Source organism: Paraclostridium sp. (genome assembly GCF_051656405.1).
Lineage (GTDB): Bacteria > Bacillota > Clostridia > Peptostreptococcales > Peptostreptococcaceae > Paraclostridium.
Window position 1 is genome coordinate 36,837 of record NZ_JBOGBV010000056.1, and the last position, 16,544, is coordinate 53,380.

A 16,544-nucleotide genomic window follows, 5' to 3' on the forward strand; every position below is an offset into this window, starting at 1 on the left:
AAATTGTTTTGTGAGAGTATTAAAATAAAGATTTATATTTTGATATATATTGTGTTTAAGCTTAATTTGCTTACATAAAATTTATATTATATTTCTTATTTTTAACTTTCAGCTATATAACTTATATTTATATAGTTTCAATAAAATGATTTGTGTTTCATATTTAAAATCAATCTTTCTTAATTTAAGTGTAATTTACTTTAAATTTAAGGAAGTTTTTTTATGCAAAAAACTTTCGCAAGGAGGAATATATATGGCACAAATAAACGTAGTCAATTTGACTTTTAGTTACGATACACACGTAGATGATATTTTCAAAAATGCATCTTTTTCTATAGATACAAACTGGAAAATAGGACTTATAGGAAGAAATGGAAGAGGTAAAACCACGCTTTTAAATCTATTTATGAAGAAGTTTAAATATTTAGGGACTATATCTTCTTCTGTAGACTTTGAGTACTTTCCATTTCATATAGAAAATAAAGATAGGACTTCTCTTGAAGTAATTAGAAACACAATAGCTCCATTTACAGCTTGGGAGGAATTAATGGATGAGTATGTAAATGACGAAGAAAAGTTAGATCAGTATGGCGATATTTTAGAAAAATACATTGAAAATGATGGATATATAATAAATGAATTAATAGAAAAAGAAATAAGAAAGATGAAATTAGAAGTTGAAATACTTGAAAGAAACTTCTCTACTCTAAGCTTTGGAGAACAAACAAAGTTGCTTCTTGTTGGATTGTTTTTAAGAAAAAATCACTTTTTACTAATTGATGAACCAACAAATCATTTGGATATAGAAGGAAGAGAGGTCATATCAAATTATCTAGCATCAAAATCTGGGTTTATATTAATTTCTCATGATAGATCATTTTTAGATAAGATAGTTGATCACGTGCTGTCTATAAACAAGGCAAATATAGAAGTTCAAAGAGGTAATTTCTCAACTTGGCAACTTAACAAGGATAGACAAGATGAATTTGAAAAACTTGAAAATGAAAAACTTAAAAAAGATATTAAAAGACTTCAAGAGGCTTCAAAACAAAAAGCTATGTGGTCAGATAAAACAGAAGCATCAAAGATTGGAAATGGACCTACTGACAGAGGATTTATTGGGCATAAGGCTGCTAAGATGATGAAAAGGGCTAAATCTATTGAGAAAAGGCAAAATAATGCTATTGAAGAAAAATCTAAGTTACTTAAAAACTTAGAGAATTATGATAAGCTCATATTAAAAACTAGTGAGGATATGGAAGAGAAAATCTTGAGGATAAACAATTTAAGTATCAGATATGATGACAAAGTATTGTTTAAAGAAGTAGATTTAAAGATAGATCCAGGAGATAGGGTTTGGTTAAAAGGTAGTAACGGATCTGGTAAATCAAGTCTTATAAAACTAATTCTTGGTGAAGATATTTCTTATGATGGGGATATTTATAAATGTAAAAATATATCATATATTTCTCAAGATACATCTTATCTAAAAGGTAATGTGGATGAACTAGCAAGAACGTATAGTGTAGATTTAAATCATTTAAAATCAAATCTTTATAAGATGGGATTTGAAAGTATTCAGTTTGAAAAAGATGTAAGTACGTGGAGCGAAGGCCAAAAGAAAAAGTTTTTGATTGCCAAGAGTCTTTGTGATAGAGCTAGTCTTTATATTTGGGATGAACCTTTAAATTTTATTGATGTTATAAGTCGTATGCAGATTGAGGATTTGATTTTATCGGTTAAACCTACTATGTTATTTGTAGAACATGATGAGTTCTTTGGGGAAAGAATTTCAACTAAAGTACTTGAGCTTAAACAGTAAAGTAATTATCTTTCAATTATAGTGATTAAGAGCAATTGAAAGTTATAGAAATTTAAACAAATGGTGTAGCAAATTCAATTTTAAATTGTTTTATAATTTGTTACACCATTTTTAGATTTGATTATATATTGCAAGTAAATCTAATTGTAAAATTCAGTTTTGAAACCTTTTACTTCAATGAACTTAAGCTTATCGGATTTCTTATCATAGTATAGATTAGAATCTAATGTAAGCTCATCTCCATTCTCTGAATTTTTATATTGATTTAAATCTTCAATTTTAATGTCCAGCGAATAATTATTATAGTGTAAGTCTAAATACATTCCAGATTTTAGCCTGTGTTTATCATAGACGGTATAAGTAACAGATTTCTCAATAATATAACTGGATTTTTTTATGAAATTTACTTTTACTTTATCATAAACTAATAATATTAGTACAAATATAATCAATAGACATTTAAAAGCATTAAATACATTTTTCATATTATACATCACCCCTGTTAACTATATATTACATATTTTTTTATAAAAATCATAGAGACTTTAAGTTAACATTTGGTCATTGATATACAAGAGGTGATATCAAATTAAAAGTTTTAAAGCCTAATATAACAATATAACCTACAATGAAGATCTATTTAAATTGGAATTGAAAAATGGTAAAACAAATTTATTAACAATTTGTTTTACCATTTTAAAAATTAGTTACTATCTATACATTTTAGGGAAAGTTAACTTAACCATATCAATTTTTTCAAATTATATACTTTTACTTTGTTTTCCTTTATTTTATATTGTATTGAATTTTTACATAAATAAAAATAAACTTATCGCCATAACTAGCATTCCAAAAACTAAGCCATATATAGAATAATGGGCGTCATCATATTCTTTAGCTAAAGGTAATAATTCATCAATAGAAATAAATACCATTATGCCTGCAACAGATGCAAATAATATACCGAATACGGTGTTATTCATAATTGGCATTAAAATCATATAACCAACTAATGCTCCTACAGGTTCTGCTAATCCAGAAATAAATGAATATAAAAAGGCTTTTTTTCTACTACCGGTTGCATAATAAATTGGAACAGATACAGAAATTCCTTCCGGAATATTATGAATAGCTATTGCAACAACTATAGGTATAGCTATAGTTGAATCTTGAAGTGCAGCAATAAAAGTTGCTAGACCTTCAGGGAAATTATGAATAGCTATTGCTAATGCTGTAAAAATTCCAGTTCTCATTAACTTCATTTTAGCTTTTGATGTATTTAAACTATTTGAAGAGATTTGATCTAACTCCTCAACATCTCTTACTTCATGAGGGTTAGTATCCTTTGGTATAAATTTATCTATTAAGGCTATAACTAAAATCCCTCCAAAGAAACCTAGTATGGTAGCGCCAGTTCCCATTTTATCTCCAAATGATAATGATAAAGAATCTTTAGCCTTAACAAATATTTCAATCATTGAAACATATATCATAACCCCTGCTGAAAAACCTAGGCTACAAGACAAGAATTTTTTATTAGTATTCTTAGAAAAAAAAGCAATGCAACTTCCGATTCCAGTTGATAATCCTGCAATTAATGTAAGTAAAAAAGCAAATCCAACGTTATCCATAAGCCCTCCTTGAATTGAAAGTGATTTATAAATGATAATTATTATCATTTATAAAATTATAGCATGATAATACTATAAAGTATATTAAAAATTTCAATATACAAAATAAAACCCTATTTGATTAACAATCTGTTTTATCATTTAAGAAACTATTTATTATTTTTATGTTTTAGGTAAATTAGCTAAAGGTGGAGCTTTAATAAGTCGTACATTTATAATGAACTATGTTTAAAAGGGAGTTATTAAATAAGGGGATGAATATATGAATATTTTAAACTTAAGTAGTGGGAGTTCTATATTAAAAAGTTACAACAGTAGCTCTTTAAAAAATATAAAAATTAATGGGACTACTAATAAAAAAGATATAGGTATACCTGTAAAAGAAATGCATATTTTTAGTAAAGGGAAACAGTTAGCTCGAGAAAACTTAGATGCTACATATAACTCAAGTATAAATCACAAATTTCAAGAATCTTTAGAGCATAAATTATCTAAACTTACTGAAATAAAAAGTATGATTGAAAATAAAGATAAAGAGAATGATGTAACAGAAAATACTAAAGTTGATATCAATATCAAGAGCACAGAAAAAATTAAATCTAAAAAAGAAGCATCTCTCAGTGAAGAAGAGAATTTGTTTAGCGAAGAACAAATTAATCTTGAAGATATAAATAAAAAGATATCTGAAACTAAAAGTGAATTAAAGGACAGCAAAGTTTTAGCTAAAGAGTTAAGTGAACAGTCTGAGATCATTGATGATAAAATATCTATGTATAAAAAAATGTATGGCAATGATATGTTCAAGATGGCGGAGAAAGAGGTAATTTTAAAAAAGGTATATGATACTCGAAACAATCCACTAATCAAGGAGCTAAAGAGTACTTTTAATGAAATTACAGAGCTTGAATCAAAATTAAAATATAAATTAAATAAAGATTAAGGATCAGATAAACAGGTTTATTAATAAAATGCTATCTATTATTATAAATCTGTGATATAATAATATTTGTAGAAATACACAAATAAATTTAAGAGACCTAGAAATAGGTTCATAGGAGTATTATCAAATGATGAATGGAACAGTAAAATGGTTTAACAATGAAAAAGGATTTGGTTTTATATCAGTAGAAGGTGGAGAAGACGTATTCGTACATTTCTCAGCTATACAAACTGATGGATTCAAATCATTAGAAGAAGGTCAAAGAGTAAACTTTAATGTAGTTGAAGGTGCTAGAGGTCCTCAAGCAGAGAATGTAACTGTATTATAATATATATATGTTCGGAAAAAAGACACATCGTGTGTCTTTTTTTTATGCAAAATTTAAGATTGAATACTCCCCATAACCTAAAATAAGTATATTTACTTAAATATATCTTTTGTATTTTACTCCTGGATAAACTAATCTTAGTCCATTTTTAACTTTTTTTGTACTTTATTTTGTATAATTACTAGCTAGACTTGAAAATTAAGTTCTTTTTAACTTACACAATATGAGATTAGATGATGTACCGGATTTTATATATTTAGATTTTCAATAGTAATTTATAAGAAATATGGAATTGTAGCCCCATATGAGTTAAAACTTTGGAGTACACAAGGTCAATAATCTAGATAGAATAAATTAACTTGAATGGAGTGATATTTAGAATGATCAAGTATAATGATTGGAAGATGATAGATTGGATTATAGCAGGGATAGTAGCAATATCTTTTTTAGAAATACCTGATTGGTTTCTTAAAAACAAACCATATACTATTCCTATAATGGCAACAGTTTATGATTATCCAGATAATATTCCTATAATTATAGCGGGTGTATTTTTAATATATTGTTTTTTAGCAGGAGTATATTGGATAATAAATAAAAAGATAAATAGGGTAGTTCATTATTGCTTAGTAGCAACACTATATATATCAATGGTTATGCTATATATTATTGCATATAATTCAGGGATGTAAAGTGCAAAAGTATTTGGATTCATAATAAGTAGTATTGAATTTAAATACATACTTAGTAAAATGTACTTTAGTAAATATTCAGACTCTCATAAGTGTATTAACTTATCATTTTTTTTGATTTTTATTTCAGGAATAGCTTATATTGCTATAGGGGTATATTCTTTATACATAAACGGTACTATTCTTTTAGGAATTATATCGTTAATCCCATTAGTAATTTTAACTCTATCGTTAAAGATAAATAAAGTGTTTGGAATTAAAAATAATAAGCCTTAAAGTTTGAGTTTAAGGCTTGTTGTTATTTTAAAAATAAAAGTAAAGCCTATAAACTTCATATAAATGGATTTTATAGGCTTTAGGTATTACGGTTTAGATAAGTTACTCTTACGAACTGGATCATTATATAATAAAATCTATCCTTGTATTCATATTGTTTTTATATTATTGATAAAAAATCAATTTATGACCATAAGTAGTGCTTCGTATTACTTTTTAGACGGATCAGAAAAATTTCTAGGGTTAAACCATAAAAAATATAAACCAATTGCTAAAATTAGAATACCTGACATTTCTACTGCACTAAATAAAAGGATTAGTCCAAATGAAAGAAAAACTACACCAAGACATTTTAATAATATGTTAATTATCTTTAATTTTTTAGAACTCATAGTTTCCCAAGCAGTATCACTACAATAATTTACTTTTTTAGTTTTTGCATATTCTTCTCTTTCTCTATCTTTCTTTTCTTTTATTTTTCTCTTTCTTTCTTGAACGTTCATTTTATAATCTTTATTTACTTTTTCAATTCCCTCTTTTAATTGAATTTTGGCATCGTTAAGTTCTTCTTTTATCTCAGCTTTATTTTTACTCATTTGCAAAATCTCCCTATTTATATATTCAATACAAATAATACTAATAATATACAAAAAGTACAAATATAGTTAATTTCAATTAAGTAATATATAATTGACTTAATAAGTATATTATTTAATAGATTTGCAAATAGAGATTTTTGAAAGAAATGAATTAAACAATAGAAATTAATAGGGGGAAAAATGAATATTATATCTGTTAAAAAGCAGCCAGAATATGCTTCGGCCGCAATAAAATACTTTCAAGAAAAGTGGGCAAGTGAAGATAGTCTAAAAGTATATGAAAATTGTATAAATAACTGTATAACAGCAAAGGGGCCACTTCCGCAGTGGTATCTTCTTTATAACGATGATGAAATTGTTGGGTGTGCAGGTTTAATTACTAATGATTTTATCAGTAGAATGGATTTATATCCTTGGGTGTGTGCATTATATATTGAAGAAAAATATCGTGGGAATTCTTACGGTAAGCTGCTGATTGATGAAGCAAAGAAGGATTCACAAGAGGGTGGCTTTGATAAACTATATTTATGCACTGACCACATAGGATATTATGAACGTTATCACTTCGATTACATAGGTATTGGGTACCACCCATGGGGAGAGGAATCTCGTATATATGAAGCAACACTTAATAAATAAAATTAAAGCGCTTAGAATCCATTTTATAGGATTTTAAGCGCTTTTTCATAGATAGTTTTTTATTCTTGATTTTTAAACTTCATATTAAACGTTGATGATATAGCCCCTTTTGGACATGCTTTTTTGCAATCTCCGCAACGAATGCATTCTATTGAGTTACAATCTTTAGTTACTTCTACTTGCATGTTACAAGCTCTTTCACAAGCCTTACACCCATTGCACTTACTATTTTCTATACTCATTTGGTAAAAACTTAATTTATTAAATATCGAATAAAATGCTCCTAAAGGGCAAATATACTTGCAAAACGGCCTATATATAAGGACAGATCCGACTATAGTTAGCACAAGTAAAAATAACTTCCAATTAAATAAAAACCCTACCATTTTCCTTAGCCATTCATTTTTTATTAAAAGAGGTATTCCACCCTCTAAGGTTCCTGCCGGGCAAATCCATTGGCAAAAAAATGGCTGTGCAGTTCCAAATTCATTAGTTAAAAAAATAGGCAAAATTATAACAGGTATGATAAGAAACAAATATTTTAAAAACCTCAAAGGTTCATCAATTTTCCTTTTAATCTTTAACTTTGGGGTTTTTATTTTATATAGTAAGTCTTGTAAAAAGCCAAATGGGCATAAAAACCCACATATAAATCTACCTAAAACTACTCCAAGCAACATCATCAATCCAAATACATAGTATGAGAAGTTAAAACTTCTTCCCCCTAGAATAGCCTGTAAAGATCCTATGGGACAAGAACCTATCGCCCCAGGACAAGAGTAACAATTTAGCCCAGGTGTACAAATAAATTTAGTTTTACCTGTATATATTAGGCCTTTAAAAAAACCTAAAATATAACTGTTTGAAAGTGCTGTTGACAAAATTTGTATATAACTTCTTCTCATTATCCGACTCCTATGCATTCAAGACAAATTTTTATAGATTTCTTAAAAACTGTAAACTGCTCTTGTCTTATAGCACCTATACATATAAAGCATATAGATGTAAGTAACAAAAAAAATTTTGTAAAATGTTTAATTTTTTTCATTTTTATTTTCTTCCATTAGTTTTAAATTTTCATCTATAGATTTTTTAAATCCTTCTGCTGTAGGCTCTCCAAAGTGTGGAGATCCAATAACCTTTCCTTCACTATCTATAAAAATCGTAGTTGGGAAGACTTGTATTTTCTTAGTAAGATTTTTCTTTAAAACCTTGTCTGGTATTAATGTTTTAAACTTGGCATTAGACTTTTTCATAACCTCCTTAGCAAGGTCTAAACTCTCATTATCATCTCCTGAATCTGTACATATAGATATTACATTAGTTCCAGTTGGTAATTCATTGTATAACTTTGATATTTCAGGCATTTCGTCAATACAAGGCCCACACCATGTCGCCCATATATTAACCATAGTTAATTTGTTTTTAGAAAATATATCTGAAGTTACTTGATTTCCACTTAAATCGGTTGCTTTAAATCCTGAAAGATTAACATCACTAAATTGTTCAACTTGCATTTGTTGTTGTTTCTTTTCTTCTTCCTCTGAAAGTACAACCACATCATCCGGAGCCATTAGACTTAGAGTTCCTAATACTCCTACAAGCAAGATTCCAATTATAGTTAATACTTTTATTATTTTTTTCATTTTTTTCTCCTCTTTAATCTATTCTTATTTTTAAAATTGATTTTCCATGTATTATGATATAATGCTTTTTTATTTTAGTCAATATATTTTTATTGTTTTTCGATAATAAAGTATTTTATTTCAATATATATTGTTGTATAATATATATATCTTAATTTAAATAGGAGATGTTAATATATGAAAAAATTATTTAGATAATTGGAATGTACTTATATGCATTAAATATAATTTCAATGGTTTTTGTATTATTTACTTCTATAGATATCGGATTTTTAAGTATTGTATTAGCAAGATTATTTGATGTGTCTATTGAAATAAAATATGAAAATTATAAAACCGTATAGGAGGTAAAATATGAGCATTATAATTAATTTAGATGTTATTATGGCAAAAAGAAAAACGAATTCAACTGAGTTATCCGCAAAACTAGGGATTACAATGGCAAACCTTTCAATATTGAAGAAAAATAAAGCGAAAGCGATTAGGCTTTCTACGTTAATCAATATATGCAATGTATTAGGATGTAAGCCAGGTGATATATTGAAATATGTTGAAGATTAAAAAAATACTTTTTATAGGCTAGATACAATTAATGCCCCTAGAATCTAAAAAAATGGATTCTAAGGGCTCTTTTATTAAATATATTTTAGATATGTTTTTAAAAAATAGTTATTTTTTTGAACTATCACTGTCTATTAATTTACTTAATAAACATTCATCTATAAACTATTGAACTTTTTCATAATGCTATGATAGTATTAATAAACAAAATTATATAGAGGTGATAAAATAATGATACAATCTATAGTACATATTTCTTTAGTTATTAATGATTATGATGAGGCTATTGACTTTTACACTAAGAAACTTAAGTTTAATTTGATAGAAGATACATATCAACCAGAACAAGATAAGCGTTGGGTTGTAGTTTCGCCACCTGGTTCAAACGGAACTGCAATATTGCTTGCAAGGGCATCAAAAGAGGAACAAATTTCTTTTATAGGAAATCAAACAGGGGGAAGAGTATTCTTATTCCTTGGTACAGATGATTTTTGGAGAGACTATAATGACATGGTAGCAAAAGGTATAGAGTTTGTTAGAGAGCCACAAGAGCAAGATTATGGAACTGTAGCAGTATTTAAAGATTTATACGGAAACTTATGGGATTTACTTCAATTTAGAGAAAATCATCCCATGTTTAAAAGAGTAAAGTAGAATAAGTATATTTTTGTACGGATAAATATACAGCATATATGAAACTAGTAATTAAATTTAACTTTAAGAATTAGGTTATGTATAATACATAAAGGTAATGACCTTAGAACCCATTTATTTGGGTTTTAAGGTCATTTTATTATTGATATTTATAATAAGTTTTTAATAAATATTTTTTTGTTTTTAGTATGAAGAACTACAAACTGTAGCATTTACTAAATCACAAACTTCTTTTGGATCACTAAAGCTCATTTTTGCATCTGAACAAGAAACCCCTGAATTATTCCAAGTTACCAATCCTGATATAATACCTGCATTATTTGCACATTGAATATCAGTTGGCATATCACCAATATAAATACATGAATCTTTATCTACTCCTGTTAACTCCAGATATTTAAATAGTGGATCTGGATATGGCTTATGATTTTCTGTATCATCCTCTAAAACAATAGTTGTAAAAAATTCTTCTAAATTAAACTTTCTAAAGTACTTATCATACTCATTTTTACTTCTTGATGATACAGCTCCTAAAGAACAATTATTTTCTTTTAAAAATTCAAGCATTTCCTTTGCTCCATCAAAAAAGTCTGCATTAGAACAATACTTTTCGTAATTTACTTGCCATTTACCTATATAATTTTCATCAACGTTAGCATTTAATTTTTTAAGACCTATATCTGTTGTAACCCCTAAAACTACTCTTATTTCCTCTAATGTGTGCTCATATCCATATTCTTTTAATGTATCTTGCCATGTTTTTAATATAGCATGTTCTGTATCAATTAATGTTCCATCTAAATCAAATATATAATGTTTTAAATTCATATCGATTGTCCCCCTGTAAATTGTTGTTTGTAAACTCCTTTATTAAGATAACTATATCATAACCTTATATCTTGGTATAGAAATATAGCTTAGGGCACGCAAAATGTATACTTTAAATACTAATCAAATTTTTCATTTATTAAATTAATGTTATAAAGCAGGTTTGATATAATTAAGAGTATATGAAATCTAGAAATTTACTGGAGGAACTTATGAATAATTTAGTTTTAAAGAAGGTTGCAAAGTCTCTAAATGATTTTAACTGTATGTGGGCAATTGGCGGGTCTACTCTATTGAATCATTATGGACTAGTAGATGAGCCTAAAGATATAGATATATTGATTAATCCTAAAGATACAGAAAATGTGAAATTAGCAATGAATAAAATAGGTAGACCGCTTGAGGTCGTAAATAACAGTGATAAATTTAAGTCTGATGATTTTTTTAGATATGATGTAGATGGTACAGAAGTTGAGTTTATGGTTGGATTTAGAATAAAATGTGAAGATAGTTTATATGAAGTTATATTTGATGAAGAATCAATAGTTTCAACGGTTATGAATGATGAAGTTAAAATTAATCTAATGTCACTTGAAGATTGGTTTGTAATTTATCATGTTCTAGGTGATCCTAAGGATAGAACTCATTTGATAAGTAAATATTTCGAGAAGAACGGAGTGAGTCATAAGAATATATTAATCCGTAATCTGAATTTACAAATGCCTGAATATATTAAAAATGAAATTTTAAATTTAACTAGTTACTAAATTTCACTTTAAAGACTATTAAAGTATTTTAGATAAAGGTAAAGCCACTATAACTCTAAGGAAAGTATTATAGTGGTCTTTTAATATTGATCTTGAAATAAGCTGTTAACATTATGAGAATATTAAAGTCTAGATTTTATCCATTTGGCGAATTTTTTCCACTCGTCTCCTGAAAATATAGATATTACAAAGTCTGAAACAATTAAGCCTATTTCTAAAACTAATTCCATAACTAAAACCTCCTCTCAAGCACAATATACTTAAAGTATATCCAATAAAACCTATCTATAGTGAACTCAACTTAAAAATTCACATTAGATGTTAGTTAAAATTATCTATGAAAACACCTATTTAATGGACATTTAGTTTTAAAATTTAAACTATGATATAATAATGTAATTATGCAAAAAGATAGGTGTAAGCATGTTTTGTAAAATTAGATTAATTAATTTAGCTCCAAGCAAAAACTGCAATAATGTCAAAGCATAGTTTGTAAGGAGCAATAAAATAGATGTTTTGTGCAGTCAATTGTCTACAGATTACTTTTTATCTGAAAGTAGTATTAGGAGAATATTATATAGCTATAAAAATAATAAAAATACTTAATTGTTTATAGTTAGTACAGAAATGTTCTTAATAAACTTTTCAAATCGTATTTAACATATAATATTAAGTGAAATACTTACTTAGGAGGAATTGTTAAGTGATGAAAATTGAAAATTTAAATATTATTAATAATAAGGATATGGAAGAAATACTAGATACATGGGAGTCATCAGTAAGAGCAACACATGACTTTTTAAGTGAAGAAGATATAATATCAATAAAGCCTCAAGTTATGGAAGGTGCTAAATATGTTAGTAAACTTTTATGTGTAAGAGACAATAACGGTATTATAAAAGCTTTTATAGGAATACATGATTTTAAAATTGAAATGTTATTTGTAAGTAATGCAAGTAGAGGACATGGAGTTGGTAAAAGGCTTGTAGAATATGCAATAGAAGTATTAAATGTAAATTATGTAGATGTAAATGAGCAAAATCCACAAGCATTAGGCTTTTATGAGCATATGGGGTTTAAAGTCTTTAAAAAATCTGAGTTCGACGAACAGGGTAATCCATTCCCTATACTGCATATGAAATTAAAATAATAATATAAATTAGAGTATAACTAAATAAAGATAAATAGAGTAATAATATTATTACTCTATTTTGCGTTCAAAACAACAAGTCCTAAAATTCCTGACTACGGACTAGCTATATTTAAAATAAAGTTAATGCTCTTAGAATCCAAATAAATGGAGTCTAATGGCATTTTTACTAGACATCTTTAAATGTTTTTTTAGGATTAGTTAAAAATCTGATATTATGAAATTAAAAGGAGATTTTAAAATGTTCGAAGTTAATACGGAAAGATTAAAAATAGTACCTTTAAATGAATATAACTTAGAGCTTTCGATAACTAATTTTAATAAAATGGAGAAATCATTAGGACTGACAGTTACTAATAAAAATATTGGGTTAAGGGAAAAAAATGTATTTAAAATAAGGCTCAATGATGTTAAAAATAATAACTCAAAGTATATGTGGTATACGACTTGGATAGTAATTTTAAAATCTGAAAACCGAATTATAGGTCATATAATGATAAAAGGGTATCCAAATGAACAAGGAGAAGTAAACATAGGTTATTATATGCAAGAACATTATAGAGAAAAAGGCTACATGAGTGAATCAATTAATAACCTTATGCTCTGGATATTTTCAAATCTAGATGTAAAATGTATTGTGGCAGACACTTTAAAATCTAATGTTACATCACAAAATTTATTAAAGAAAATTGGAATGAAACTTTATAAAGAAGATGATGAATGTTTTTGGTGGAGATTAAAAAATTATAATTAATCATAGTCAAAATATAGTATCTTTAGAATTTTTCTTTAGGGACTAGTTATGTATTTGAGATAAATTTAATGCCCTTAAAATTCAAATAAATGGAGTTTAAGGGCATTGAATTTATAAATCAACTGATTTGCATTATCTATAAATTTTCTAGTTCCTCAGTTATTAATTCCTTATTGATTTTTGATGTTTCAAATTCAATTATTTCATAGTTACCTAATTTATTGATATAAAATGGATCTTTTTTTATAATTTCACTAACTTCTTCTTTATCGGCGTTACATAAAATTATTCCACCTGTTCTAGGGCTCTTTCTTCCTGAACATATAAATTTGTTATTTGCGTAATATTTATTTAAAAATTCTATGTGTTCCTCTAAATTTTGTTCAATTTTCTCTAATTCAACTGTATACGTTATGTTTACTATTACCATATGTACATCCCCTTTTATAAAATATATTTACTGTATTCAAACTAATCTTTTTATGTTTAAAAGTCAAGTACTAAACTATCCTTGAACTTTCACTATAGGTAATAAGTTATTGATTTACATGTATTTTAGTGTACAAGTTGTTAAATAAAGCTTATTTTAATACAATATAAATAAATAGGAATTTGCGAAGGGGAGTCTTAAATGAATATATTGAAAAAAACAGCACAACTATTTTGTATAGTATTTACAGTGGTGACTATATTGAGTAGTTCATTACAGTTGTTAATGGGTAGGATGACAGATACAAATGAACATATTTTAGATAGAGGAGCTTTAACGTTAATTGGGGCATTAGTTCTAATTTTAATGACACAATTAGAATTTAAAAATAAGTTGATTAGATTTATTGCACCTTATTCTGTATTCATATCAATTGCACTTTTATATGTTTTTATAAGCGGTTTTTGGAGCGATCTACATCCAAATGCTTATCGTGATGTATTTTTAAATGATACCATAGCATATATTGTTGTGTATTTTATTATAGATATAGTTAATAAAATTAAAAAAAGAGTATACATATCGAGAACTAAGGAGCATTAATGGGTGGTGCTTCTTAGCTCTCAAAAAACAAAGAAAATAAAAAAGAAGAATTGATATACTTAAATTCAGTTCTTCTTTTTTACGTTTTTAAGAGAAAAATTAAATTTTTTCAAATCAGATAATATAATTTAATTTAATCATGCACTTTGCATAAAGTTAATGACCTTAAAATCTAAACAAATATATTTTAAGGTCATTTTAACTAGTTATCTTTAAATGTTTTTAGAAACTAGTTAATTAATTATATAATCGATAATTTTTGTATAGATAATATCGATAAATTGATAATAATTAAAATTATAATAATGTTAATAAGAGGTGATTGTATATGGATATGATTAATGATTTTAATAAAGCTATGAAATATATAGATCGAAATTTAGAAAATGAAGTAGATTTCAAAAAAGTTTCTCAAATTGCAGGTGTATCCGAGTTTCATTTTAGGAAGATATTTTCTTACCTTTCGGGAATGACACTTAGTAGCTATATTAGAAAAAGAAAGTTATCAGAAGCAAGTCTTGATTTAATTAATAATAAAATGAAAATTATAGATGTTGCAATTAAGTATGGATATGATTCTGCAGATGGCTTTACAAGAGCATTTAAAGAGTGGTTTGGAGTTAATCCATCAGAATTAAAGAATCATAAAGATTTTAAAATTTATCCTAGTATGACATTTCAATTAACCATTAGAGGAGGAAGCAATATGAATTATCGCATAGAAAAGAAAAATCCATTTAAACTAGTAGGAGTTAAAAAAAGAGTTCCTATTGTATTTGAAGGACAAAATCCAGAAATAATGAAGATAGCTCAGAGTATAACACAAGAGCAAAGGGAAAGATTACAGTCGTACAGAGACACAGAGGTAAAAACTGTAGTTAATGCGTCTTTCAATCTTGATGATGGAGTATATGAAGAAAAAGGAAACTTAGATCATTTAATAGGGTCAATAACTACGTTAGATTTAGACTTTGGAGAGTTTGATGTAGTTGAAGTACCTAGTCATACATGGGCCATATTTTCATGTGAGGGTCAATTTCCAAATTTAATGCAGGACACATATGCTAAAATAGCCTCTGAGTGGTTACCATCTTCAGGTTATGAACTAGTAGATGCACCAGGAATATCTTTTAATGGAGACATGTCTAATTTATCAAATGTTTACAGTGAGATATGGGTTGCTATAAAATAATATTTAGAATAAAGGTAAAGCCGTTAGAATCCAAATAAATGGATTCTAACGGCATTTTTGATACTACTTTTGGAATAAGTTTTTCGGAACGAGTAAAAAGCACTCCTAGGAGTGCTTTCATTTATTCTAATGCCAATTTATTTTTTGATTTAAAATAAATTCTAAAGCATATATCTTCAATTAATGCGTAAGCACCACTAGTTATAAAATATAAACCTAATGCAACTGGTGTTCTTGCAGTTAATATAAAACTCATAACTACTGTGATTATAGCCATATGTTTATTAAGTGCTACTTGAGAACTAGTCTTAAAATAAGGGATATAGTTTATTAAATTTGGAGCTAACATTATTAACGTATATATACAAGGTATTATAAATAAATTATCAGACATGCTTAAGTTATTTATCCAAGGAACTATAGAACTAGAAAAATCCTGTGGCATACTTGAAAATGTTCTATAAAGCGCAAATACTATTGGCATTTGAAGCAATAAAGTAGAACAACCCAACATACTTTTCATGCTCTCAGTTGCATGTAATTGCATCTGCTTTTCAAGCTCAGTAGGATTATTTTTATATTTTTCCTTTAATGTACTCATCGTATCAGCCATGTCTTGTTGTTTTCTCATAGAGAGTTTTTGTTTCATAGATAACGGCATAAGTATTAATTTAACCATTAATGTTACAACGACTATTGCAACCCCTAAATCTCCTGTAAAACTAAATAATATACTTAATAAATCTTGTAATATACTTGAAATGAAATTCATTTTATTTTCTCCTTTTAATTGTAATTTAATATTTTGGATTAAAAAAATTTCATTTCAAATTAGAATAGACTACGATACCTCCAAACATCGTATTTTTGAAATACAAAATACTGTTTTGGTATTAAGTTATAAAAATACTCTAGCCTATTATAAAAAACAGTCTTTATAAAAGTATCATTAATTTTAGAACATATAGATTCTTTACAGAAGTAAACTAGAGAGCCTATTATGGAAATTAAAAATGCCGCATAGATTAATAT

General features: G+C 26.8%; 21 protein-coding genes. 12 read left to right on the top strand and 9 right to left on the bottom strand.

What is annotated here, in order from left to right; all coding sequences use genetic code 11:
* The first annotated feature begins 253 nt into the window (after positions 1-253).
* Entirely contained in the window at positions 254-1,822 is a 1,569-nt protein-coding gene (abc-f, locus tag ACRDDE_RS07915; protein WP_438626740.1) for a ribosomal protection-like ABC-F family protein, read from the top strand.
* 140 nt (positions 1,823-1,962) lie between these two features.
* Here abc-f and ACRDDE_RS07920 read toward each other — a convergent pair whose 3' ends face one another.
* Together ACRDDE_RS07920 and zupT are read right to left on the bottom strand one after the other, a co-directional pair.
* On the bottom strand, positions 1,963-2,307 hold the full coding sequence (locus ACRDDE_RS07920) for a hypothetical protein (protein WP_438626741.1): 345 nt from the start codon (positions 2,305-2,307) through the stop codon (positions 1,963-1,965).
* A 324-nt stretch (positions 2,308-2,631) separates the two neighbouring features.
* The gene (gene zupT, locus ACRDDE_RS07925) at positions 2,632-3,453 is read right to left on the bottom strand and encodes a zinc transporter ZupT (protein ID WP_438626742.1); all 822 of its coding nucleotides are present in this window, start codon (positions 3,451-3,453) and stop codon (positions 2,632-2,634) included.
* Between the two features lie 262 nt (positions 3,454-3,715).
* On the opposite strand from zupT, the gene ACRDDE_RS07930 reads away from it, so the two are divergent.
* From ACRDDE_RS07930 to ACRDDE_RS07940, 3 genes are all read left to right on the top strand, one after another.
* The gene (locus ACRDDE_RS07930) at positions 3,716-4,393 is read left to right on the top strand and encodes a hypothetical protein (protein ID WP_438626743.1); all 678 of its coding nucleotides are present in this window, start codon (positions 3,716-3,718) and stop codon (positions 4,391-4,393) included.
* A gap of 127 nt (positions 4,394-4,520) precedes the next feature.
* Positions 4,521-4,721, top strand: coding sequence for a cold-shock protein (locus tag ACRDDE_RS07935; protein WP_438626744.1), 201 nt, complete (start codon positions 4,521-4,523; stop codon positions 4,719-4,721).
* A 380-nt stretch (positions 4,722-5,101) separates the two neighbouring features.
* Positions 5,102-5,413 carry a hypothetical protein gene (locus ACRDDE_RS07940; protein ID WP_438626745.1) on the top strand — a complete coding sequence of 104 codons (312 nt, stop codon included), beginning with the start codon at positions 5,102-5,104 and terminating at the stop codon, positions 5,411-5,413.
* A 485-nt stretch (positions 5,414-5,898) separates the two neighbouring features.
* Here ACRDDE_RS07940 and ACRDDE_RS07945 read toward each other — a convergent pair whose 3' ends face one another.
* Positions 5,899-6,285 (bottom strand): hypothetical protein, encoded by a 387-nt coding sequence (locus ACRDDE_RS07945; RefSeq protein WP_438626746.1) that lies wholly within the window; start codon positions 6,283-6,285, stop codon positions 5,899-5,901.
* 183 nt (positions 6,286-6,468) lie between these two features.
* On the opposite strand from ACRDDE_RS07945, the gene ACRDDE_RS07950 reads away from it, so the two are divergent.
* Entirely contained in the window at positions 6,469-6,927 is a 459-nt protein-coding gene (locus tag ACRDDE_RS07950) for a GNAT family N-acetyltransferase (RefSeq protein WP_438626747.1), read from the top strand.
* Positions 6,928-6,986: 59 nt separating this feature from the next.
* On the opposite strand, the gene ACRDDE_RS07955 is transcribed toward ACRDDE_RS07950, so the two are convergent.
* From ACRDDE_RS07955 to ACRDDE_RS07965, 3 genes are read right to left on the bottom strand one after another with little or no spacing between them, the layout of a single operon-like run.
* Positions 6,987-7,832 carry a 4Fe-4S binding protein gene (locus ACRDDE_RS07955; RefSeq protein WP_438626748.1) on the bottom strand — a complete coding sequence of 282 codons (846 nt, stop codon included), beginning with the start codon at positions 7,830-7,832 and terminating at the stop codon, positions 6,987-6,989.
* Entirely contained in the window at positions 7,832-7,975 is a 144-nt protein-coding gene (locus ACRDDE_RS07960; protein ID WP_438626749.1) for a CD1871A family CXXC motif-containing protein, read from the bottom strand. Before ACRDDE_RS07960 ends, ACRDDE_RS07955 begins: the two co-directional genes overlap by 1 nt.
* On the bottom strand, positions 7,962-8,573 hold the full coding sequence (locus ACRDDE_RS07965; RefSeq protein ID WP_438626750.1) for a TlpA family protein disulfide reductase: 612 nt from the start codon (positions 8,571-8,573) through the stop codon (positions 7,962-7,964). Before ACRDDE_RS07965 ends, ACRDDE_RS07960 begins: the two co-directional genes overlap by 14 nt.
* A gap of 354 nt (positions 8,574-8,927) precedes the next feature.
* Between ACRDDE_RS07965 and ACRDDE_RS07970 the strand changes: the two genes are divergently transcribed.
* On the top strand, positions 8,928-9,134 hold the full coding sequence (locus tag ACRDDE_RS07970; RefSeq protein WP_438626751.1) for a helix-turn-helix domain-containing protein: 207 nt from the start codon (positions 8,928-8,930) through the stop codon (positions 9,132-9,134).
* 231 nt (positions 9,135-9,365) lie between these two features.
* Positions 9,366-9,788 carry a VOC family protein gene (locus ACRDDE_RS07975; RefSeq protein WP_438626752.1) on the top strand — a complete coding sequence of 141 codons (423 nt, stop codon included), beginning with the start codon at positions 9,366-9,368 and terminating at the stop codon, positions 9,786-9,788.
* A gap of 183 nt (positions 9,789-9,971) precedes the next feature.
* On the opposite strand, the gene ACRDDE_RS07980 is transcribed toward ACRDDE_RS07975, so the two are convergent.
* Positions 9,972-10,616, bottom strand: coding sequence for an HAD family hydrolase (locus ACRDDE_RS07980; protein WP_438626753.1), 645 nt, complete (start codon positions 10,614-10,616; stop codon positions 9,972-9,974).
* A 212-nt stretch (positions 10,617-10,828) separates the two neighbouring features.
* On the opposite strand from ACRDDE_RS07980, the gene ACRDDE_RS07985 reads away from it, so the two are divergent.
* The 3 genes from ACRDDE_RS07985 (at position 10,829) to ACRDDE_RS07995 (ending at position 13,287) form a co-directional block, all read left to right on the top strand.
* Positions 10,829-11,383 (top strand): hypothetical protein, encoded by a 555-nt coding sequence (locus tag ACRDDE_RS07985; RefSeq protein WP_438626754.1) that lies wholly within the window; start codon positions 10,829-10,831, stop codon positions 11,381-11,383.
* A gap of 706 nt (positions 11,384-12,089) precedes the next feature.
* Positions 12,090-12,533, top strand: coding sequence for a GNAT family N-acetyltransferase (locus ACRDDE_RS07990; RefSeq protein WP_438626790.1), 444 nt, complete (start codon positions 12,090-12,092; stop codon positions 12,531-12,533).
* 241 nt (positions 12,534-12,774) lie between these two features.
* Positions 12,775-13,287, top strand: a complete 513-nt coding sequence (locus ACRDDE_RS07995) for a GNAT family N-acetyltransferase (RefSeq protein WP_438626755.1) — start codon at positions 12,775-12,777, stop codon at positions 13,285-13,287.
* Positions 13,288-13,423: 136 nt separating this feature from the next.
* On the opposite strand, the gene ACRDDE_RS08000 is transcribed toward ACRDDE_RS07995, so the two are convergent.
* Positions 13,424-13,717: a YciI family protein gene (locus ACRDDE_RS08000; RefSeq protein ID WP_438626756.1), complete on the bottom strand. Its 294-nt coding sequence runs from the start codon at positions 13,715-13,717 to the stop codon at positions 13,424-13,426.
* 201 nt (positions 13,718-13,918) lie between these two features.
* Here ACRDDE_RS08000 and ACRDDE_RS08005 point away from each other — a divergent pair, with 201 nt between their 5' ends.
* The gene (locus ACRDDE_RS08005) at positions 13,919-14,320 is read left to right on the top strand and encodes a DUF6608 family protein (RefSeq protein WP_438626757.1); all 402 of its coding nucleotides are present in this window, start codon (positions 13,919-13,921) and stop codon (positions 14,318-14,320) included.
* Positions 14,321-14,648: 328 nt separating this feature from the next.
* Complete coding sequence (locus tag ACRDDE_RS08010; RefSeq protein ID WP_438626758.1) at positions 14,649-15,512, top strand: AraC family transcriptional regulator; 864 nt, start codon at positions 14,649-14,651, stop codon at positions 15,510-15,512.
* Between the two features lie 121 nt (positions 15,513-15,633).
* On the opposite strand, the gene ACRDDE_RS08015 is transcribed toward ACRDDE_RS08010, so the two are convergent.
* A complete protein-coding gene (locus ACRDDE_RS08015; protein WP_438626759.1) occupies positions 15,634-16,284 on the bottom strand; it encodes a YidC/Oxa1 family membrane protein insertase in 651 nt (216 codons plus the stop codon).
* Between the last annotated feature and the right edge of the window lie 260 nt (positions 16,285-16,544).